This is a genomic window from Succinimonas amylolytica DSM 2873 (assembly GCF_000378405.1).
GTDB lineage: Bacteria > Pseudomonadota > Gammaproteobacteria > Enterobacterales > Succinivibrionaceae > Succinimonas > Succinimonas amylolytica.
On record NZ_KB899638.1, the window covers coordinates 16,466 to 37,948 of the forward strand.

General features: G+C 50.7%; 15 protein-coding genes and 1 pseudogene. 8 read left to right on the forward strand and 8 right to left on the reverse strand.

Annotated features, from left to right (window positions below; translation table 11 throughout):
• The coding region (locus F557_RS0112870; protein ID WP_019002634.1) for an IS1634 family transposase at nt 1-1,797 on the reverse strand (1,797 nt) is incomplete at its 3' end.
• 436 nt (nt 1,798-2,233) lie between these two features.
• Nucleotides 2,234-2,665 (reverse strand): acyl-CoA thioesterase, encoded by a 432-nt coding sequence (locus F557_RS0112875; RefSeq protein ID WP_019002635.1) that lies wholly within the window; start codon nt 2,663-2,665, stop codon nt 2,234-2,236.
• A gap of 972 nt (nt 2,666-3,637) precedes the next feature.
• Between F557_RS0112875 and F557_RS0112895 the strand changes: the two genes are divergently transcribed.
• Nucleotides 3,638-4,153 (forward strand): thermonuclease family protein, encoded by a 516-nt coding sequence (locus tag F557_RS0112895; RefSeq protein ID WP_019002639.1) that lies wholly within the window; start codon nt 3,638-3,640, stop codon nt 4,151-4,153.
• A 62-nt stretch (nt 4,154-4,215) separates the two neighbouring features.
• On the opposite strand, the gene F557_RS0112900 is transcribed toward F557_RS0112895, so the two are convergent.
• Nucleotides 4,216-6,696: a GGDEF domain-containing protein gene (locus tag F557_RS0112900; protein ID WP_019002640.1), complete on the reverse strand. Its 2,481-nt coding sequence runs from the start codon at nt 6,694-6,696 to the stop codon at nt 4,216-4,218.
• A gap of 338 nt (nt 6,697-7,034) precedes the next feature.
• Nucleotides 7,035-7,276: pseudogene (locus F557_RS23690) on the reverse strand (flagellin); the annotation flags it as partial.
• 572 nt (nt 7,277-7,848) lie between these two features.
• On the opposite strand from F557_RS23690, the gene F557_RS0112920 reads away from it, so the two are divergent.
• The 6 genes from F557_RS0112920 (at nt 7,849) to F557_RS0112960 (ending at nt 15,741) form a co-directional block, all read left to right on the forward strand.
• The gene (locus F557_RS0112920) at nt 7,849-8,403 is read left to right on the forward strand and encodes a LemA family protein (RefSeq protein WP_019002642.1); all 555 of its coding nucleotides are present in this window, start codon (nt 7,849-7,851) and stop codon (nt 8,401-8,403) included.
• Nucleotides 8,404-8,727: 324 nt separating this feature from the next.
• The gene (locus F557_RS0112930) at nt 8,728-9,237 is read left to right on the forward strand and encodes a flavin reductase family protein (RefSeq protein WP_019002644.1); all 510 of its coding nucleotides are present in this window, start codon (nt 8,728-8,730) and stop codon (nt 9,235-9,237) included.
• A gap of 65 nt (nt 9,238-9,302) precedes the next feature.
• Nucleotides 9,303-10,469 (forward strand): iron-containing alcohol dehydrogenase, encoded by a 1,167-nt coding sequence (locus F557_RS0112935; RefSeq protein WP_019002645.1) that lies wholly within the window; start codon nt 9,303-9,305, stop codon nt 10,467-10,469.
• Between the two features lie 438 nt (nt 10,470-10,907).
• The gene (locus F557_RS0112945; protein WP_019002647.1) at nt 10,908-11,381 is read left to right on the forward strand and encodes a type III secretion system chaperone; all 474 of its coding nucleotides are present in this window, start codon (nt 10,908-10,910) and stop codon (nt 11,379-11,381) included.
• Nucleotides 11,382-11,411: 30 nt separating this feature from the next.
• A complete protein-coding gene (locus F557_RS0112950; protein ID WP_019002648.1) occupies nt 11,412-14,990 on the forward strand; it encodes a hypothetical protein in 3,579 nt (1,192 codons plus the stop codon).
• Nucleotides 14,991-15,294: 304 nt separating this feature from the next.
• Complete coding sequence (locus tag F557_RS0112960; RefSeq protein WP_019002650.1) at nt 15,295-15,741, forward strand: SLOG cluster 4 domain-containing protein; 447 nt, start codon at nt 15,295-15,297, stop codon at nt 15,739-15,741.
• A 233-nt stretch (nt 15,742-15,974) separates the two neighbouring features.
• On the opposite strand, the gene F557_RS22330 is transcribed toward F557_RS0112960, so the two are convergent.
• The 4 genes from F557_RS22330 to F557_RS0112990 all read right to left on the reverse strand — a co-directional run bounded on the left by F557_RS22330 (nt 15,975) and on the right by F557_RS0112990 (nt 19,867).
• Nucleotides 15,975-16,292 carry a hypothetical protein gene (locus F557_RS22330; protein ID WP_157617885.1) on the reverse strand — a complete coding sequence of 106 codons (318 nt, stop codon included), beginning with the start codon at nt 16,290-16,292 and terminating at the stop codon, nt 15,975-15,977.
• 296 nt (nt 16,293-16,588) lie between these two features.
• Nucleotides 16,589-18,223, reverse strand: coding sequence for a hypothetical protein (locus F557_RS0112970; protein ID WP_019002652.1), 1,635 nt, complete (start codon nt 18,221-18,223; stop codon nt 16,589-16,591).
• Nucleotides 18,224-18,633: 410 nt separating this feature from the next.
• Nucleotides 18,634-19,062: a DUF805 domain-containing protein gene (locus F557_RS0112980; RefSeq protein WP_084761647.1), complete on the reverse strand. Its 429-nt coding sequence runs from the start codon at nt 19,060-19,062 to the stop codon at nt 18,634-18,636.
• Nucleotides 19,063-19,213: 151 nt separating this feature from the next.
• Nucleotides 19,214-19,867: a C40 family peptidase gene (locus F557_RS0112990; RefSeq protein WP_157617886.1), complete on the reverse strand. Its 654-nt coding sequence runs from the start codon at nt 19,865-19,867 to the stop codon at nt 19,214-19,216.
• Nucleotides 19,868-20,349: 482 nt separating this feature from the next.
• Here F557_RS0112990 and F557_RS0113000 point away from each other — a divergent pair, with 482 nt between their 5' ends.
• Nucleotides 20,350-21,330, forward strand: a complete 981-nt coding sequence (locus F557_RS0113000) for a hypothetical protein (protein WP_019002658.1) — start codon at nt 20,350-20,352, stop codon at nt 21,328-21,330.
• Nucleotides 21,331-21,483 lie beyond the last annotated feature (153 nt).

Below are 21,483 nucleotides of genomic sequence, written 5' to 3' on the forward strand. Positions count from 1 at the left end.
TGTCCCGCTGACGGAGGAATTGTCAGCTTTTGACTGTCCGCTCTTTGACTTTTTTTCCTTTGTGTTAGCTTTAGGGAATTTGTGGAACGGGTTCGGTTCTTTACTGGAAATTCTCTTATTTTCAGCCTCGGCTATACGATCCAGATCTGCAGGGAGAACACCGCATTCCTTAAGGAACTCTTTTTGTTTCTTACTTTCGGTATGAGAGACAAAATACCGGTCGCTTTGATTGAGCCCCATCGTAATGTAGTTGATTTCCTTTGCTATTTTATTGGTAGGAAGTCCCGCCTTTTTTGCAGCTTTCAGCAGTTCATTTCGAATCACAGAGGCGATGAAACCAATGGAAATCTTGGTTTTTATCCCAGTTTCACTGTGTACTCCGGTCTTGCCGTAACCAAGCTGAGTTTTAACTATCGCAAAATCAGCTTCAACAGAGCTTCGCATGGTGTAAATTTCATTGGCTCTTCCGGCGCTCATCTTTTCGGAAGTTGCAAGAGAACTGAATCCTTTTTGATCGCCGCAGATCTGTACTTTTTCCATATTTATCAGGACTGTTTTCCTGCCTTCATTTTGCTGGATTTCCATGCTTTTTTCAAATTCCTTCGGAACTTTGGCATCTTCTCCTGAATTCAGTCTGTTCTGCAAATCCACCGCAGCATTAGAGACCTTTTTAAACCAGTTCTGCTGGCGCTCCTCACCGTTCTGTCCGTCAAAAATCAGAGAAACATAAGCCTTATACTTATGCTGCTTAAACAGCTTAACCTTATCCTCTGATGATATCCCATAGTAAACATTGTCATTACTGCTGAAGACTCTGACATTGTCTGTTTTTCCGCTGTTATCATATCTGTCCAGCATGAACTCGAATTGCCTGCTGATTTTGGATGCATATTCGGCAAGCATTGTCTTATGAGCGTTTGTATCTCCCTTGAGCATGGCAACATATTGAAGTTCATTGCTGTCAAGCATCTCAAGAACATCTTTGGTTGCAAAACCCCGGTCAACCACCACCCCTTTGACATTCATCTCATATGCTTTCAGCCATCCGATCATTTTCATAACGGCTTTGCTGTCAACTCGGCTGCCCCGGTAAACATCAAAGCTTATCGGGGTTCCGTCACTGCTGTCAACAGCATAAAGATAACTAACGACCGGAACATCCTTTTTGGATTTTGCGTACCCCCGCTCAGCAATATCGGCATCTGCGGCGCAATCATTATTTGAGCCGTCAATTGCCAGCCAGACATTCTTTATCCCGCGTTTTTTGCAGGCGCCTGCCCATTCTGTCTTGAACCTTTCCAGCCTTTCAATATTCTCATCCTGATTAAAAAACGAAGATAAATCCTTTCCGGATTTGAGATTGCGGGAGAACAGCAGCTGTTCAGACATGGCTGTTCTGAAGTGATCGGAAACAGCTGAATGATGGAGTATGGAATACATGCAAAAATCAAGAATCAGGTTTGCCGACTCAATTCCCATGGTTTCGTGCAGGCACCGGTACATGGAGTTCTTTTCCAGAAGAGCCAGGACAACGGCATACATCCCCATCCTCTTTATGGATTTCAGCTGCGGTTCTCCCGCCGCCTGCTGAAAAGCTTCAGGATATCTCATGCGGAAATTATGGTTGGGGTACATCCTTGTCTTGTCAATTGCCCTGCCGATAATTACATGGCTTACCCGATTATATTTCACAGCAGGATCATATTCGTTCCTGTCCTTTACAAATACACTTTGATCCTTTTTCTCGATATAGCATTTAGATGGAATGTCAACAACAATATTCCGGTAAATTGGCATACCCTGATCCCCTTACTGACACCTCAAATTCCTTTAGTAGGAATTCTACTAAAATTATATGTCAATTTTCGGGGGGAGTAAAGAATAAATTGATCTTCACAAACGCTTATGTGACAATGAATTCATTAATTTTTTTGGGTGGGAATTTTAGTAGGAATTTTGGGAAAATTTACGTTTATATTGATAAAGCTTCATACTTAAAATCTCTGCTGACATCTGCAGCTGAAGTGTTCCATTTTGTGCTTCTCTACAGTACACTTTTGGAAAAACTGTCCCTAAGCATGCTGCCCGATTTTCCAGAAATAAACTATAAAACTCCTAAAACCCTTTTTAGGAATCTTGGAATCAGCGCAGAGAACAGGAAGGACCGGATTACCGCGGTTCTGGAATTCAGAAAGAGCGGGAGTGCCGGACCGGACGTTAGGGACAAGTCTGCTCAGGCAGCAGGCGTTCCCTGCCGTTCCAGAAAGCTACGGACATTTCTGATAAAATTCTCCGGCATAAAGAAGGATAGTTCGGAGCTCCCGGCCGCAACCCGGACCTGCACCGACCGGGCTTTGACACAGACTCGATCACCGGTTTTTATTACAAAGCTGTGAACCAGCCGGTTTTCGTATTCGTCAAGGTCAGTTACCACCGTATAGGTATCCCCCAGTTTCAGTGACGAGGTAAATTTCAGACGAAGATCCACAACCGGGAACACATTCCCCTCCTGTCCCACAGTCAGGTAGGGATAGTCAATCAGTTCCAGAAAACGTCCCCGGGCCGCCTCCAGATACTTAAGGTAATTGCCGTGCCAGACCACGCACATGGGATCGCAGTCGTAGAATTCCACTTTTCCCGTCATCTCAAATGTATAGAAACTCATGGTTCATCCTGTTCCCTAAAGAAACTTTTGTTTGTTGCAAAATTGTAATTGTCTATCCAGCCGGACAACTCTGCCGGAAACTTTCTGGAGACAGCAAACTCCCGGCACGGCAAATCCTGAACAGGAAGCCAGGAGACCACGGAAATAAGGAGAGGGGAGAAAAGCGTCTGAAATACATGCCTCTCCGGAATACCATAGCTCCGGTTACGCCAGGAATCCTCCTTAACTGCTGCCTGACACCGGGGCCCTTTTTACCCCGCAGATCTTTTTCATCCGGACATCTCAAATTCCCGTTGATTTCGTCCCTGATACTGCTTGCCAGGAGATTGTAGCTCCGGTTACTGGAACCGGCCTCCTTTACTTTTACTGCATGATTCCCGAAACTGTCATCCCGGTTAATGGCAGCTCCCGCACTGAGCCAGAGGAAAAGGAAACAGTGCCGTATTTCCGGATTTTCTTCGAAAGACGGTTAGTTTATTCTCGCCGTTTTGAGAATTTTCCAGCCCTTCCTGACACCTCCGCTGGCGTTAAGGCTGTATGTCCGGAGGATGCGGCCACCGGAGTATACCGTACTGGACGCTGCCGCACCATAAGAAAGAACGGTATATTACCAGAAGGAAATAATTTCTGGACTTCATGACAGCAGCCCGGACAGGTATCGGCAACTAATGCTACTATAACATGAAATGACTGAAAATCCCCTTCACGAAGGAACTCCGGACAGGGGCTCCATGGATTCTCAGAAACTGTATCCGCCGCCGGTGATTAAGACGAATGATTTTTAGCCTTAAATGCGCCAGGCAGAACCGGATTCAGCTTCCCGTCCATAAAGCAAAACCTGTCACATACAACGCTGCCGGCATCTTTTAAAATGAACATCATGCCAGGTTCGTTTCCGTGGCGCACTCCTGATCATTATTCCCGATGCAGAAAATGCAGGTCTCAGTTCCTTTGTCTTAAGGAGAGAACTCCATGTCAGCCAGAAAAACACTGACACTTCCAGTTTCCGTGCTCAGACTGTTCCTTCCGCTTATTCTCATGACGGCGGCTTATTCTGGAGATGCCAGCTCTGCCATTCTGGACTGCACCGTCACCCGGGTGCTGGACGGGGATACCATTGACTGCAGCAAAACAAAAGGACTTTACCGGATCCGCCTTCGCAGTATCGATGCTCCGGAAAAATCCCAGCCCTGGGGAAAAGCTTCCGGGAAAAATCTCCGGCACCACATTCTCGGCCAGAAGGTTCGCATCGACATCAATGGGACAGATCGCTACGGCAGATATCTGGGAACGATCTACCTCCGGGGAATCAATATCAACGGACTTCAGGTACGGGAGGGAATGGCCTGGGCCTACCGGCGCCATCTGGACAGCCAGGACTACCTGCGCTGGGAGGAACAGGCACGATCTGAAAAGCGCGGCCTCTGGCAGGATCCCCGGCCAGTGTATCCCTCTGACTACCGCCGTCAGAAAAGAAGTGCCCCCTGACAGATCTGGGTCAGCAGGGGGACCGCTAAGGACACTCTCAGGGAAACCGGGCAATACTGTTTTCAGGAAGAGCGAACAGCCTCTCCGGAAATCAGCTGATCTTTCCGGGCTTTAAGAATGTTTTTGTTTTCATACATCATGCGGTCAGCCTTCTCAAACACCGCAGCCACACAGTCATCACCGCAGAATCTGGCCATGCCGCACGCAATGACGATACCACCGGATTTCAGCGCATTCTCATTGTGCTCCCGCATCCTGGCGGCAAGGGTGTCAGCATTTTCGTAATCCTGATCCCGAAGAACCGTTACAAATTCATCGCCGCCAATCCGGAATACCGGGCTGTGACTGAAAATATCGCAGATTATCCGGCAGGCATTCCGGAGATACTGGTCACCGGCATGGTGACCGGAGCTGTCATTGATCTTTTTAAGATCGTTAACATCCAGGATAAAGATAGCAAATCCCGGAGCATGTCCCATCCGGATCTGAATATTCAGGGTCTTTTCAGTTTCCAGATAGGCATGCTTGCTCTTAACTCCGGTAAGAGCGTCGATATTGGCCTTGCTGAGAGCCTGGGAAAGACGGCGTGCATAGTCCTCCTCCTGGCGCACCTGAAAATCCACATCGCTGAGGCCGGCGATAATTTTCCGGTCATTATTCTCCTGCACCATAGCTGCCCGAAGCTGCACATAAATATTCCGATCCCCGAGACAAATACGGAAACTGACTGCATAAAGTCCCCTGTTTTCGATTTCTTCAAATACCGCTTCCCGGGTGAAAAGCGACAGGAAGCGGTTCAGATCCTCGCGGCAGATAACGCGATCGGCAATCCCGCGGGCTGATTCAAAGAAATCGGTTCCTTCGCGGGGCAGGGCGATATGTTCGCATCCGGTGGTGGTGCTGAGTTCCCGGTAGGCTCCGGTATCCGGTTCCACAATGTATACCAGGAGAAAATTCCCGGAAAGGGCGTTAAGACGCGTATAGGCAATCCTCTCCTCATGCATTCTTTCGGTTTCCCGGCGCTGGCGCATCTGCTCGTCCACATCCATAACCCCAATAACGATATAGCGCTCGTCATCCTTCATCTGGGATATTTTCATGGTTACATATACCGGAATACCGTTGACAAGGCGGCGATAGGTCAGCATGAATACGCCGTTGCGATGAAGCGCATCGATAATGTTTTCCTTTTTCATGGCCCGGACAAATTCATCCCGGTCCTCGGAATAAATGTAAACCACTCCCTCCTCGCCGCACCGGTCGAAGAAGTGCCAGGAATGCCTGACCTCAATGAGGGTATCGCTGTCGGCATCGGTGCGATACTCGATAAATTCCCCGTTTTCAATGTTGACGTAAAAAAGGTCAGTATACCCGCGGGCCAGAGTCTGAGCAATGTGATTGAAAATCAGGCCGCTTCTCTGGGCATTTTCGTAGGCTTCCCTGGTCTGTGCATGCTCGCGCTTGATGCGGGCAATGTCTGTTACGTCCTGACAGATTCCCAGAATGCATACTCTGCCGGCATAGTCGCGATATTTCCGCTTGGTGGTCATAAACTGCCGGAGCGCACCGCTGGGGTCCGGAATGTCCTCATAAAAGATATAAGGCTCTTCCATGGACAGGGCGACCTTGTCATCTGCGGCAAACCGGGCGGCCAGATCGCCGTCAAAAAGTTCAATGGAGGTGTAGCCGGTTACCTGCTGCGGAGATTTCTTACCGGCATAGCCGGCAAATGCCTGGTTGCAGGCCAGGAACTCTCCGGTTTTCGCATCCTTGGTAAAGGCAATGCCGGGGATATTATCCAGAAGAGAGGTGACGATTTTCTGGAATTCCTCAGTCTTTGCGGCATCCTTCAGCTTCAGAATAGCCTGCTCCTTTTCGGAGCCGGTCACGAAGACATGAAGAAGCGAGGTTCCCAGCAGATAGGCCGCCGAATACAGCGGCAGATAGGGATAAAACAGCTGCAGCCCCAGGAAGAGGGCCATAATAAACCCGAAAAGAGCCAGAGTGCGGTACTGCTGTATCTTCTCGGGGGGATGCTCCAGGGTATGACTGATCATGGAAATCAGAGCATAGATAACGATAAGAAGCAGAAATGCCACCTGCGTTATCAGAAGGGCATACCGCAATGGCAGGGCGTGATAGACGGAAGCACCGTCCACCACAAACAGTACCGGAACAAAAATATTAAGGCCGGTCAGTGCGATGATGGTACCGGACAGAACACGGCCAGAATAAACCAGGAGACGTCCGAAAAGATTGTTTTCGCCCAGATAAAGCACCGTGTATTCGGCCCAGAACAGCACACCGGCGGCCATGGCCACAAAATACACCGTGGTATCCGCAAAAAGAAGGTAGCCCAGTTTGAAGAACTCAAGAACCCCCCAGGCGCTGTCAATAATGTAATACAGAAGCACGGCAAGGAGGAACTTACGATAGACACGCCAGGCATGAATCCGGAAAGCCTCATTTCTGCCGGCAAGAATATCGTGATTCTCAATTAGCAGAATGAGGATTGCAAGTATACCAATTGCAGAATAATACATCCCTGCTAGCTTCCCCTATCACTGTCCTGGAATACCGGGAATGAAATCCCGGATGGCAACATATGGCAGCGGGCTATGGAAAAATTCCGAAAAAGGCTCCATATCGGTTCGCATATGATGCAGATGTCCATATCTGTTCGTTTTTATAGCATTCAGAGCTAAAAATTCATTTTAAACTATATCACAGCTAATTCCTGCCGCCTATCAATGCGGTTTAAAAATGTGTTCCTCTTCAGAATCGGCTGGCAGGACCCGCCAGATGGCCGCATAGCAGCTCATCCATAAAAACCAAAAGGGCGAAACTCGCATTCCGCCCCGTATTTCAGATTGTCAGGCTGCTAGCCCAGGAGACTCAGCGCCACCTGCGGTCTCTGGTTGGCCTGGCTCAGAATGGACCGGGAGGCCTGCTGGATAATGTTCTGCTGGGTCATGGCCGCAGTCTCGAAGCAAAGTCGGTGTCACGGATCCGGCTTCTGGCGGCAGCAACATTCTCAGAAACATTGCTCTGGTTCCGGATAGTGGATTCCAGACGGTTCTGCACAGCACCGAGCTCGGCTCTATTGCCGTCAACCTTGGCAATAAAGGCATCAATGTTGGAAAGAGTGTTCTGCGCAGTAGCTACAGTGCTGATATCAAATGTAAGCTCTTCGCCGTTGGCCTTAAGGTACCTGGTGGCATCGTTGCTGATAGCAGCGGCCTTAGTAGCACTCAGAGACTTGGCCACATCCTTAACGCTGAACCCAAGTCCGTCATCCCCCCAGTCCCAGAGTTATGGAAATCTTCTGGTTGGCGTCAGCACCGACCTGAAAATCCACTGTTGCCGAGGATCTGCTGTATCCGCTGCCCCGGTGGCTTTATAGTTTCCTTACGTTTGATACAGCGGACGGATTTTCAGAATCTTCAGCGGAAACCGTGAGAAAACTGCTGTTTTGTGAATACTGTCACGCGATAAATCCATAGACAGTTTTTGATTATTCAGTACCTCGCTCCCCCGAAAAAATTTATGCCGGAAAGAATAATGACAGCACGGAAAAAACTACCTAAAATATGCGACGGAAACCGGGACCGCATCCTGAGATCAGGCACCGGTATCCAGCAGCGGCAAAACCGGCAGCGTTTCCGGCACTTTTCATTAAACGGAGAACCTTACTCATGGGGAAATTTTTCGCAGGGCTGATAGTTGTTCTGATTCTGGCCGTCGGCCTGGGAGTATCACAGTACAATACAATGGTGCAGCTTAGCACCGAGGTAGAGGAGGCCATGGCCAACATTGATTCCTCACTGGAAAGAAGGGCGGATCTTATTCCCAACCTGGTAAACACCGTGAAGGGGTTTGCCGCCCATGAAAGCGGCATTTTCAAGGATGTTACCGAGGCCCGCAAAGCTCTTCTCAGTGCCAAAAGCATCGATGAAAAGGCTGCGGCCAATGAAGCTCTCAGCGGAGCTCTGGGACGCCTTCTGGCCATTTCCGAAAACTATCCGGATCTGAAGTCCGACAAGGTCTATATCGGCCTCATGGACGAGCTCGCCGGCACCGAAAACCGCATTTCCTATGCCCGGGATCAGTATAACTCCCGCGTAAAGAAGTACAATACCTGCATCAAGGGATTCCCGGGATCCATGTTTGCCGGTCAGTTTGGCTATGAACCGGCTGTCTTCTTCAAGGCCGAGGAATCAAAAAAGGCCGTGCCAAAAGTGGATCTCTGACAGGGAAACGGCAAAGATTCCGAAGGGGGAGTGTGCAGCTCCCCTTTTTTATTGCATTTCCCGCACCGGATAAATGCCATTCCGCGTTTCAGTCTGTTTTCATCCTTCCTGTCACAGGATCTTTACTCGCACAGTTCTTTTGAGTCCCTGTCAGAAATGCTGAAAAAAGACGGGGAATTCTGACAAAATCCCTTTCCTGATCTCAAAATATAAATATTTTTCATGCCGTAACCTGAGGTTCCCCCTTACAATCGTATGTCATTGCGGAGGTGTTGCATTCGTGCCACGCGTTTTCAGAATCTTCGTCCAGACAGGAGCACAGTGATGGAACTCAGGGAAATCAAAAAGTTCAATACCAATATTTTCAGCCTTTTCGATGACCGGTGGGCAGTACTTACGGCAGGGACCGGCGACAGCTTTAACGGCATGACCATAAGCTGGGGATCCCTGGGCACTCTCTGGGGGATGCCGCCGCGCGGAAAGCCCGTTGCCACGGTATATGTGAGACCGGATCGCTTTACCTTTGAGTTCCTGCAGAAATCCGCAGACTTTACCATTTCGTTTTTCCCGGAGAATCTCAGAAAAATTCATAATGTCTTTGGAAGAAAATCTGGCCGGGATACCGACAAGATCGCTGCGGCCGGAATTCACGTCAGGGACAGCTCCCGGGGGGTTATTTACGAAGAGGCGGATCTGACTCTGGTCTGCCGCAGGCTCTATGCCTCCCAGTTTGATATCAGCGCCATACCCGCAGATATCAGGGAACAGTTCTACGGCGATAATAATCCGCACTATGTCTTTATCGGTGAAATACAGGATATCATCGAAAAATAACCGGAAAATTTTCTCCGGAGCGAGGAAGTTTCGGTAATTTAACAACTACAAGAGAGGGATTTGCCATGCATAATTACGATTACTTTGTTCCGACACGCCTGGTGTTCGGCAGGGGCCGCTTAGGAGAGCTCTCCAAATACGTGTCCGGCCGCGGCAAAAGGGTGCTTATAACCTATGGCGGCGGCAGCATAAAAAAGCTGGGCCTCTATGACCGCCTCCGGGAACTGCTCCGGGACTTCGAGGTTTTTGAGCTTTCGGGAATTGAGCCGAATCCTCGCATCGATTCAGTGCGGAAGGGCGTGGAAATCGTCAAACGGGAGAATATAGACTTTATCGTAGCTGCCGGCGGCGGCAGCGTTATTGACTGCACCAAGAACATAGCCGCAGGTGCCTGCTATGACGGCGACCCCTGGGATCTGGTGATGAATCCCCGTCTCATCGGAAAGCATGTTCCTTTCTTTGCGGTGCTGACACTGTCCGCCACCGGTTCCGAGTATGACGGCTCCGGTGTTATCACCAATCCGGCCACCAATGAAAAAAACGCCCTTATGGGAGAGATCTTCCCCGAGGTCTCCATCATGGATCCGGAGTACACCTTTTCCGTTAATGCCTGGCAGACAGCTGCCGGTTCTGCCGACATCATGTCCCATGTCTTCGAATCATATCTCGTCCGGGACGGCAATATTTTCACCGACGGCATTTGCGAGGCCATGCTTAAAACCGTAATCGAATGCACTCCTAAGGCACTTAAAAACCCGGAGGACTATGAGGCCAGAGCACAGCTTATGATGGTCAGTTCCTTCGGCTGCTGCGGCCTCCCGGCTCTGGGACGCACCCCGTCCCCCTGGGTCTGCCACGGCATTGAGCATGAGGTTTCTGCCTTCTATGACATTACTCATGGTGCCGGACTGGCCATTCTGACGCCGCCTCTCATGCGTTACAGCCTTAGCGCAGAAACCGCACCGCGTTTCGCACAGTACGGGGTCAGGGTTTTTGGGCTGAATCCGGACAATGATGTCATGGCCAACGCCGAGGAGGCAATCCGGAAGACCGCCGACTTCTTTAAGAGCATTGGTCTCCCGGCCACCCTCCGGGAAGCCGGCATTCCTTCCGACGAGCATTTCGGAGAAATGGCTGATCACATTACCGCCCACTGGTTCGGAGACTTTAAAAACGCTTTGAAGCCTCTGGGACGCGAGGATATCATCGCAGTCCTGAAGGATGCCCTGTAGCAGATCTCTGAAAACCCCGGCCCTATAAGCTGAGCCACTGTCAGCCGCGCTCCCATTAAAAGCTTCGGCATTAAAAACCGAAGCTTATTTAGGTATCTTTCGGGAGAATCCTCCGCTCATAACCATCGCTGTCCGTCATGACATCCCTTCAGAAAATACCATTTTTTGAGCTGGTACCGCATCATAGTTGCAGCATTTATCGGGTATTCACGGCTTCCGTGACTGGAGTCACCTCCTGAAACCCCGTAATATGATAACTTAAAATTGATGCCTTACCGGAAATCGGCTGTAACCTCATAACAGAAAAAACGTTATCCCACTAAGGCACGTTATCCTCTTGTCCAGACACTGGGCCTCCGAATCGCCAGAGCTGAAAAGATGCTGCTCACCAGACTTTTCCCCGTACGGTTCTGAGATTTTTTCTTGAAGGAATACAGCATGAAGACTTTAGACGATTACAGGAACTTTATTGCCGGGCTGCGAAAGGACACCGGCATTGAGGCTTTCATTCCTGATGAAACCGGTCTTGTTTCAGTGCGCATAGACGATGCCTTTAATGTCAATCTTCAGTACGTGGCACACAATAATTCCGTTCTCTGCTTTGTTGAAATCTGCCAGCTTCCCGAAGACGCTCCGAAAAAGGTGTACCGGGAACTCCTGACCGGAAGCCTTTTCGGGAAGGAAACAGCTGGCGGCTATTTCAGCATAGAGGATACCAGTGAAATGGTGGTTTACAGCTACTTTTTCGACGGCAATGAAATTGAAAGGGATCCTGAGGAATTCGTAGCCGCTCTTGAAAAGATTCTCCAGCTCTGCGGTCTGTGGGTCGAACGAATTCAGGAGCTCTTGTCCCCGGATTCCGAGCCTGATCTGGATATGATCCCGCACCACCTGCAGACCATCTACCCTTAGCCCCGTACCCCCGAAAACAGGAGCTGCAAAATGACCGATATCATCAACAGATTTGAGAATATTGCAAATTCATGGTCTCTCGGGTTTCGTGACGTTGTTGTCAACGAACAGGGCAGCGATGCCAAACTGGGCAGATTTATTATCTCTCAGGGTGCAGTCAAAAACGATCAGACCATGCAGGCTTTCCGCGATGCTCTTTCCAGAAAATACGGCGTCTTCGGAGAACATGCCTTTGATACCATTCTCGGTGCCAGAAGCCAGCTCCACAAATCCCTGAGAGTCTGCGATATCAGAGACACCCTGTCCAGCCTTAACAAAATAAAGGAAAACCGGCTTAAAAGCGAAATCAACCGCCAGATGGACACAGACCCAAAAATGATGGAGCTTCCGGAAGATGTCCAGTCAGAGGTACGGCTGGCTGTCAAAAAGAAAATCGACGCCTGCAAAAACCTCGGCTCCCGGATCAGCAACAACGCGGATATCGGAAAAATCGCCCAGAACATTATCAGGGATTCCCTGGAAAGCGTCCGGGAATCTCACAGTAATTCTCTCACCGGAAAGAAGGATATAGTTACCCAGGATCTGACGGGACGTACCGATACGGAGCACGAAGCCGGAAGCCGCACCCCGGTGGGACTTAAAAATCTCAGCCTGATTTTTGACAGCAGGTCCACCTCTGTCGAGGACCGGATCAAAAACGGAACTATCGGCGTAGGGGAACGCATTAATAGTTCCTCCGATAATCCCACTCTCCTGGTTAAGCTTAAAACCAACGGTGTGGAACCCGGATTTATTTATACCAACGACTGGTCCCAGAACGATACCCGGGGACTCATGCAGGATTACGACTCCCCGGAAAGCCGCGAGATTCTGGATGATCTTAAGAAGAAGTATCCCGTTACCGCCAGTGAATGCGCGAAGCTCCCTCTGAGGGAACAGATCATGAAATTCGGCCGGGCGCATCCGGCATGCATTTCCGCCGTTGCTGAATTTATGATCGAACGCGAAATGAAAAATCCCGAAAGCAGCCTTTACCGGGAATTCTGCCAGAAATTCCCGGATTGCGACCCCGGACAGTGGCAGAACATCCCCCTCGACAGCATCAAGAAAGAGCTGTTTGCCCAGATCCGGGATGCCGTGCTGTCTGTCAGGCCCGGAGACCCTGATTATGACAAGTCTCCCATGTTCCGGCATTTTTCAGACCGGCACATTGTCAAGCTGGACTACAACGAAAACGTCCGGATCATTAATAAGAGCAAGGCCTCGGCCGGCAAATTCATGCGTCCCGAGCGCATTATCACCAACCGCAAATTTGGCCAGCTGTACCGCCTGCAGACCGCCACCACCGCGAACAAGTCTTCCGTGGGGGCGGTTACAGAAGCTCTGGCAAATGACCTTTCCCGGCTCTCCGGCGTTCCGACCCAGGAACTCAGGATTGTGAGAGGGCAGTATTCTGACGGGCACCCCAAGATCATGCTGGAGGCCAAATTCGCCCAGGGCTACCAGGATCTGGAAAACGGCTTCCTGAAGGACGGCCAGATAGTTCCGCCGCCAGGCAAAACTGCCGAAAAGATCGGCAAGTACAAGGCCTTCTTCCTGGTCAGTGCCGACCGCGACGGCATCGGCTCCCGGGGGCAGAACAAGGGCTTCGCAGACGGCAAGTTCTTTGCCATTGATCCCGGACACTCCCTGGAGGGGAACGGCCGGCATCTCACCGTAGACGACAATTTATCCTTCCGTGATACCTATGGCTATTCCACAAAACCCCGGTTTAAAAACTTTTCAGTATTTGATGACGATACCCGCTTTGCCAAATTCCAGGGAGTTCTGGAGCTCCGTGATATGAAACAGAGCCAGCGGGCGGAAAAACTGTTTGAGGATTACCGAAAGGCCTTTGATCCTGATGAAATGGGCATTAGCGCTGAAGAAAAGGCCCTCCGGAAGGAAATTATCAGTGAAATTGATGTAAAGCAAAAGGAATTCCGGGATAACCTGGACAAGGTGCTCAGCGTATCTGAAAACCAGCTCAGGCTCTATGATGATCTCGCTCCGGACGGCCCCGGGATTCAGGAGCTGGCCATTGAAACCATTGAGAATCTGGAGAAGCTGACTTCGCCTACCACCTGGATAAGCCCTCACGGGGAAACGCCCCTGGAGCACCTTTCTGTCATTCAGGAAACCAGAGTCCCCTGGAGAGCCCACTTAGAAGGGGACAGCATCGTCTATCACTGCGACAGACCTCTTTCCGAAGAGGGGCGGAAATATCTCACCATTGTGGCTCAGGCTGCCGGCGCCGCCCTGGAAATAGACGCCGAAGGCTGTGCCCGGCTCACCATACCAAAAGCCGGCGCCGCCCGGATTATGGAGAAGTTTTCAGAAAAGAACGTCTCCAAAATCACCCATCCGGAGGAATTCATGGCCCGGACCACAGGCGGCACCGGTCTCGAAGAGGGGCGGGTCTTCAACCGGGAAGCGGAGGCCGCAAGAACCGAAGTGAACCAGGCCAGAGAGACCGCCAGTAACACTCTCGGTTTCAATATTCCTGATAATCTGGAGGTGGCTGTTAACGGCAAAACCTACCGGTTCCGGAAGGAGCATTATACCGCCATGATCATGGACACCCCGCCTGCTGACCGCCCCCGGAGCATTGCCGAGCTCAGAAATATTCTTGCCGCCAGAATAGGCAGGGGGCAGGAAATCCTGAAGGCAGTTTATAGCGGACAGGGACACCGTTACGAAACAAGTCTCCGTAACGCCGCCTGCGTTACCCTGGCATTTCATGCAGCCACCGTGGAAAAGGGCGAGTACAATGAACGCGGAGCCTTCTCGGTGGAGGATCCTGACGGACGCATCTACCAGTGGCTCGACAAGTGCCAGGAGGTCTACCTGCGCACGTCCACCCATGCCAGAGCCTACCACCATCAGCAGGTAGACGGACATCTTAATATGCCGCGGGGGATTGACATTCCCCGGAGCATGGGAGGTCTTATGGGCGGCATGAGAACATTCCATTATTTCACGGTGCCGGCTACAGAAAACGAACCCCGGAGACTGTACCTCAAATGCGAGACCCATGGCATTTACAACAGCACCATCTCCGACAAGGAGGTGGAGGATTCCCGGGTTTCCGGAATGCAGGTTCGCAAGGAACGGTCCGGAGACAAGTCCGAGTCCTTCCTGCACTGCTTGTCCCTCGTGACATCAATTACCAGACATGGCCCCGGAGAAGGAAACCGCAAGGAGAATTTCCCGGCTTCAGTGAAGACCGTCATGGAGAGAGCCCAGAAGCAGCTGCAGGAGAAGGGGTTCCCGGACTATGCCGCACGGCTGTCTGCTAATGTCTCAGGCAAAGATAACGGCGGTATCCGCATGCTTCTGGATAACCTGGGCAAAATTACCGGAGACGCTATGAACAGAAATGACAGAACCGCCATGGCCGAGCTGGAACTCATTACTGTCAGCCTGGAAAACGCCATTCAGGACTATGTTTCCGAGGTTAATGCCGCCGGGGTGCAGTTCCGATCCGGAGCTTCCACTGCCAGACTCGGAAACGAGGTGATTCTGAACGTTAATGAAGTTGTCCCCGGAGCGCCACAGAACCCGGCGTAGCCAGGACAGGTACCCGGGTGATTCCCGGGGGACAGCAGAATCTCTGCCGCAGACCGGAATAGGGAGCGGTTTTTCCAGATCAGGGACCGCAGCGTCCCGATCATGCATGGGGAGAGCCGGCCGCTGCCATTGTCATTACCGAGGATCCAGGAAAAATCCGTCCGGAGATTCCGGGAAGCGGGAAGTTCGTGCACTGCGGGAAGGAAACAGTGAATCTGGAATTCATTTCTAAAATATAACAGCAGTAAAATCATACTGGACATATTATTTAAAACTGCTATCAGATTCACAGCATGGAGAATTTATGAAAATCGCCTACATCGGCTCCAGAACTGCCTCTCAGGAAAGCATTGCCCGGGTTAACGCCTATCTCAGCAGCATTGCAGATCTTACAGAAATTGTGACCGGAGGGGCCTTCGGAGCCGACAGCGCCGGCATGGAGTATGCTACGGAACGCGGTATTGCCCTTACCGTTTACGCTCCGGAGGGTTACCATAACAGCGATCTCTGCCAGAAAGTTCTGAAATTTCCCAATGTTCGGGTGGTGGACACGGGACTGGGCTTTATGGAAAGAAACACGCTTATAGTCAGCGATGCCGCCATGGTGGTGACTGCAGATTTCGGAAACGGCACCATTGATGCCATGACCAAGGCTCTCAGACAGAACAAGAGGGTGCTGGTATTCGGGAAATACATCCCGGGCAAATACCGGAAGGCTATCCCCGGGGGAGTCGAATTCATGACAGAATAAGAGCGGCAGGACTGGCTGGAATTCCCCGGCTGCTGCCCTGGGACACGTTCCGTCCGGACACTTTCCGGGGCTGTATTTTCCGGTACCCCAGCTCCGGAACGGTGCCCCGAGATCCTTAAAGACACTGGAACATCCGCTTGCACTCATCTCCTTGCACTACTGTCATAATTACTAGCATAAATATTTATGATTCAGGACTTAATGATATAAAAGCAGTTTTCTGAAGTGTATTATTAAATGATTACCATTCTCTTATCCTTGATTATCCTTCTTACTTCATCCTCTGAGGGCAGATTTGAATAATCCGGCCGTGCTAAATTCAAAGGGAGTGGCTCACCGGATTTATATTCCGTTATCTTTTCGGTATCTTTGGGATAAAGGGAAAACCTCTCAAGATTATAATCAATAATTACAGCCTGAAAAACTGTAAACCCCCGGTATTTCATCGACGGCAGCATTAGCTTTTTATTCAGCTTTATTTTTGCTTCGTACGACAGCACCAGAAAGGGATGCCCGTTATTATGAGTGCAGATATATGCAGCATTCATCATGGATATTCCTGCTACTGCTGTCTGTGAATTATAGCCCCGGCCATTGCAGTACTTAAAAAAAGAAAGATTTTCAGAAGGAGGCGGATTTACAATTATCGCTGTTTTATCATCTGCATAGCACGTTGCCATTAAATTCAGATCTTCATTCTCTGAGAATTCACAAACTGTCATAATCACCTCTGAAAAATGCGACCTCCGGACCGCAGCAGATCCCGCAATAACGGAGTCTCCGGAGAGCACTCCGACGGACATAATGAATAACAGCGCATAGTGCTAAAGCTCCGGCTCCGGAGCTGCTATCCCCGGATTGCAGCTTCCTTTACCCGGTATGTGAACTCATAAACCTTTATGAAGCTGAAAAAGCTCCCTCTTTTCCAGAGCCACCGAAAGGCAGGAAGCCAGGCAGCGGGAACACTCCAGGCATCCGGGAGGGCATTTTCAGGAAGCTTCTCGTAGCAAATATGGAGAAAAGACTCCGGTCTCCAGGGAGTATTAAAGGCAAAGGCGAATTCCGGAAGTCTCTCCCGGTCTGCATATACCATGATACAGACAAAGAACCAGTAGAGAGCGGCATATCCCGGAAAATATCCCGTAATAAGATCCGCAATATCTGAAGGAGCCCCGGGATCATCCCGAAACCTGGTGCTGTAATCCCGGTCAGGATTGTATTCCAGAAACGCCAGGCCGTCCGTTCCCGTAGAAAACTCCCCGGAGATCCCGGAAGAAGCTTTCCCAAAAATCCTTTCTAAGCCGGCTCTTCTGGAGTGATCACTGCGGGAAAACCGGAAGAAGGCCCGGGCCCGGAATTTCCATGAGGAGGGAATTTCCTCCAGAGGATCAGCCTCCTCCGGAAATGTGCCGGTAAAAACCCGTTTCAGAGCAGCAGCGCGGCTCCTTGCAATCTTCCGTCTTAAATCGGGGTCTCCGGCACTGCAGTTCGAAAAGAGATTTTCTGCCGGAATTCTTTCCCATATGAAAAATTCCGGCCAGAGTCCCGGATCCAGGTCCTCCATGGTAACAAATTTTCCCGGAAGCTGTTCCCGCAGTACCGGGATCTCCAGGAATTTCCGGTAGCATTTATCCGCAGTTCTGATATGAACCTGACTGTCCCGAAAGATATCCCGCTCCGGATCCGGAAGATAATCCCCGGGCTTCCGTATCTCAGATCCCGCTGCCGGCCGCAGTGTCCAGGTTCGGAGATCCCGGATCTTCTGAAAAAGCATAAGTGCCAGCGGGGCCTCCGGAGCTTTTCCATACATGTCGAAGCCGGGAATTCCCGGCTTCCGCCGTACGTTTTCCGGAAGAGGAGAAAGGTGCAGTGCCGCCTGGAGAAGATCCCCTATGATGATGCCGGAGAAACGGAGATCCCGGGGGGTGCCGGGATGTTCCGGCATAGTCTCCGCAGACGAAGCGGGTACGGCGGGTGAAGTACTGCTTCCCGGGCCGGATACTTCGGCAGAACCGGAGAAAATCTTTCCGGAAGAAAAGGAAAGATAGGCAAATTCCGGAATTCCGAGATCCCGGAACAGTGCTTCCTGTGTGTCCCGGAATGTCCGCTCATCCCGGATCCTCCGGGTTTCGTGCCCATAAATGAGAACGGCAGTACGGGATATAGCGGTAGCCCCAGAGGCAGAGTCCGGTGGAAATACAAAGTTCCGCTGCACCATGACAGGAAGGGCGGCGTCAAGGGCGCTCTTCTCCAGAGCCGCTGCCAGATACCCGGAGGAGGCCGGAAATACCCCAAGGTACATGCCCCAGCATGAGGAGGCATACCAGGAGGCAAGGAACCGGACAAGACGAAGCTGGCTCTCCCGGTAAAGACGCCAGAAGCTGAGAGCCGTTACGGGCTCGGGAGAAATCGGCGGGGCAAAGGAACGCGCCGCTCCTGAAGAAAGGACAAAATTCTCAGAATGAAAGACTGATCTTTTCATGATGGATCCCTTAATTGCTGCTGGCCAAATGCCATGTGGAATAAAAGGAAAAACCGACACATGCCGCGGAAAACAACCCGCTGGCAGCATTAATTATAGATAACTCTAGATATCTGCAGCAATAAAAAACGAACCTGTTTTTCAGAAATTTTATAAAATTGAACAGACTTCATGTTTCACAGAACGACTCCGAAAAAAGAGAGCACGTACAGGAAAGGCGGAGGTTCTTAATAAGGGAAACGGAGCCTTCGGGGTTTTCCTGAAAGTACAGAGGAAGGCTTGTCTGTTGCCAGTAAATCCGATTCTGGCAACAGAGTCTGCTGCGGGCCAGACTCAAAAGATCTGCCGGTACTTTCCATATGCAGAAAAATCATCCCTCATTTCTGCATATCATCGCCGGCGGCAGGAATTCAGTCATTGTAGCGGTTATCAGTATCTTCCGGCGGAAGCAGTCCTACTACAATATCAAATATAATTCTAATACCCAGAAACATCAGAGGCACGCTCAGCAGTATCCACCAGGCAGAATTGTTGGAGTCATGCAGTCTTCTGGCCACAACGGCATAACCGGGAATAATGGTTCCCAGAATAAATACCAGAATGGCAATGCCCGCAAGTCCGGAGCCCCCCATTTTATCAAGAACAACCGCCATAATCAGAACGGCAATAAAAAGAAGCCCGATGCCCAGCTGGGCCCACCAGAATTCTGAACGGGAGGCCCGTCCGCGGAAGCAGGCATACTTCTCAGTGAAGCACACCCGCATCGCCTCTGAAAATGTCCTTCGCTGAGACTTCCTGACCTCTGGTACGTTTTTCCTTAAGATGATACTGTCTGTCATGAATCAGATCTCCTGTAATCCCGGAACCAGGACAGTTGCCGGGTTCGAAAAAAAACTGCATGCACTCAACCAAAAATCCCTGCCCGTCAAAATCAGAAAAAACCGCCCCTGGCAGGCATTGTAAAATACAGCACTGTCCCTGATAAGCCTCTCAGATTTCGGGAGACAGCTGCTTCCGTGCTCCCTCCAGTGCCGTCTTCTCCTGCCATTCCCATTTAAGCCAGGAATCGGCGCCAAGAACTCTTTCAGCGGTGCTTTTAAGGCTTGTCAGAGTCATTTTTCTCTTCGGCCAGTGCCGCATGCTGGTGTCCTGCATTTTTGCGACGGAAAATTCTTCATGGGCCTCCGCAGCCTTAAGACAGGAAAAGGCAAACATGTGACAGTTGTTTTTGAATAGGCTGTAAGCATCATAATCCTGATCAAGCTGGCTTCTGGCTATACTGGCTACCTCCGGATTCCCCACCGGAACCCCGTCCCGGGCTGAAACGAATATGGTTTCCGTGCAGCCGTAGCCGTTCTGAACAAATTCCCCGGGGGTTACCAGTCTGATAACACTGTGGTGCGTTTCGGCGTCTCTCTGAAGCTCCACAATGCATTTTTCACCCCCGCCGACATAAATTCCGGAATGTTCTGCATAGCCGGTCAGGAGATCCCGGTAAATGATGGCCCCCGGCTTCGGTTCTCCCGGGAGCGAATCCTTATACATTACCCTGAGGGCAGTAGTCAGCGGAGCCTTGGCAACAGCATAGGTTCCCAGTACGGCAAGGACCGCAAATAGCGTTTTCCTGTTAGATTTGGCATCCATAATGCTTCTCCTGAGTTTCGGAACGGTGTTATTCCGGGCAGACACTTCAAAAGCGCGCTCCTTCGTGAAACCATAGTCCCGGAAAGGGAGGAAACAGCGTCCGGGTACAAGGTTTCGCGGTTCCCAGTCCAATGCCCTGAAAATTCCGGTTCCGGGGAGCCCCTCAAAAAGCGGTACCGGGGAGAATCCTCACAGCAATCATACCGCAGCTTCCCCGGATAAATTGAAAAATTCCCTTTCCGGATGATTATTTAAGACAACAGCTCACAATTATGCGGTTCTCAAAAATTTTCCTCAAAGATGAACTTAATCGTTTTACAGCTGTCTGAAGGAAAGCGGGACTGGTCATGAGACAGCGGATTTTTATCCTGACGGCTCCAGGCCCCCGCTATTGAAACACTGACAGAAACCGCACCCCGGCCAGAGAAATTCCCTGCTTCCGGAGTGCTTTTTGAGAACTCGGCTTTCTGGAGAACAGCGCCATGAAATTCAGATTCGGTAAACTCGCTGCAGCTTTAATTGCTGCTGCTTCCCTTTCTCTTGCAGGGTGCGGCGGTGGACATCACGGCCACCACGGGCATCACGATCCCGACGATCCCCAGGAGGATTCCATTTACATCGACATTCAGGTTATTGACGGCTACCTTAAGGATGCCCGGGTCTTCATCGACCTTGACCGGAATTTTCAATGGGATCGCAATGAGCCGCGGGGCTATACGGATTATAACGGTCTCGTCCGTCTTGATGTCAGAAAGGATGAGCTTAACAAACAGGGAGATACTGCTCTTCAGGTAATCGTCACCGCTCCGGAGGGAACCTCCGATCTGGTATACGGCGAAAAGGATCAGCTGGACACCGAGCTTACTCTTTCCCGCAATATCTTCGTTAACAGAGATATGAATGACGGTGTCTGGTACATCGTATCCGCGTTTTCCACGCTTAACGATATCGCTCTTTACGGTACCAGAGACTACAATGACTACCAGTCATACCAGGGAAAACTGGCGGATCTGGCAGCTTCTGCCGGAGCTTCTGAAAAAACCGTATATGACAGCCTGGACTACAATGTCAATATCCGGGATGAGGGCGACCTTAAAACCGTGGTAGCCGGCGAGGTTCTGGTGCGCAGGGGGCTGCTCCCGAAGACTCCGGAGGATCTCGAAAAGCTTCTGGATTCCTTTGCCACCCAGGGGGCCTCCGACGAGGATCTGGCAAAATGCCGCGAGATTACCGGCAAAATTGTCTCCCAGGCGCAGAGCGACATGAAGGATGACAGCAGCTATTCGGGAAAGGATCTTATCGCCACAATCCGGGATACCCTGGATAAGAAGGAGGATGCTGCCGGGGAAAAACCGCAAACAGATTCGGAGAAATCTCATGACGAAGAGACTTCTTCCGGAGCAGGTGATGAGTCAAAGGCCACGCCGACGGTGATAATCAGACAGGACGACAGACAGGTCTGAAAACGGCTTTCCGGAAAAGTTTTTTCCGGTGTGCGCATGAAGGGACAGGCTAAAGAGAGACCTGTCCTTTTTTCATCCCGGATAACGAACAGAAGAGATCTCCGTAATGGCTGGGACCGCGGGAGGGCGTTGCCGTTCTGTACCTCAGAATAA

What these genes read in the sequence shown, in the direction of transcription:
- F557_RS0112875 (WP_019002635.1), bottom strand. Translation starts at nt 2,665, where the DNA reads ATGAGTTTCTATACATTTGAGATGACGGGAAAAGTGGAATTCTACGAC.
- F557_RS0112895 (WP_019002639.1), top strand. Translation starts at nt 3,638, where the DNA reads ATGTCAGCCAGAAAAACACTGACACTTCCAGTTTCCGTGCTCAGACTG.
- F557_RS0112900 (WP_019002640.1), bottom strand. Translation starts at nt 6,696, where the DNA reads ATGTATTATTCTGCAATTGGTATACTTGCAATCCTCATTCTGCTAATT.
- F557_RS0112920 (WP_019002642.1), top strand. Translation starts at nt 7,849, where the DNA reads ATGGGGAAATTTTTCGCAGGGCTGATAGTTGTTCTGATTCTGGCCGTC.
- F557_RS0112930 (WP_019002644.1), top strand. Translation starts at nt 8,728, where the DNA reads ATGGAACTCAGGGAAATCAAAAAGTTCAATACCAATATTTTCAGCCTT.
- F557_RS0112935 (WP_019002645.1), top strand. Translation starts at nt 9,303, where the DNA reads ATGCATAATTACGATTACTTTGTTCCGACACGCCTGGTGTTCGGCAGG.
- F557_RS0112945 (WP_019002647.1), top strand. Translation starts at nt 10,908, where the DNA reads ATGAAGACTTTAGACGATTACAGGAACTTTATTGCCGGGCTGCGAAAG.
- F557_RS0112950 (WP_019002648.1), top strand. Translation starts at nt 11,412, where the DNA reads ATGACCGATATCATCAACAGATTTGAGAATATTGCAAATTCATGGTCT.
- F557_RS0112960 (WP_019002650.1), top strand. Translation starts at nt 15,295, where the DNA reads ATGAAAATCGCCTACATCGGCTCCAGAACTGCCTCTCAGGAAAGCATT.
- F557_RS22330 (WP_157617885.1), bottom strand. Translation starts at nt 16,292, where the DNA reads ATGATGAATGCTGCATATATCTGCACTCATAATAACGGGCATCCCTTT.
- F557_RS0112970 (WP_019002652.1), bottom strand. Translation starts at nt 18,223, where the DNA reads ATGAAAAGATCAGTCTTTCATTCTGAGAATTTTGTCCTTTCTTCAGGA.
- F557_RS0112980 (WP_084761647.1), bottom strand. Translation starts at nt 19,062, where the DNA reads ATGACAGACAGTATCATCTTAAGGAAAAACGTACCAGAGGTCAGGAAG.
- F557_RS0112990 (WP_157617886.1), bottom strand. Translation starts at nt 19,867, where the DNA reads ATGGATGCCAAATCTAACAGGAAAACGCTATTTGCGGTCCTTGCCGTA.
- F557_RS0113000 (WP_019002658.1), top strand. Translation starts at nt 20,350, where the DNA reads ATGAAATTCAGATTCGGTAAACTCGCTGCAGCTTTAATTGCTGCTGCT.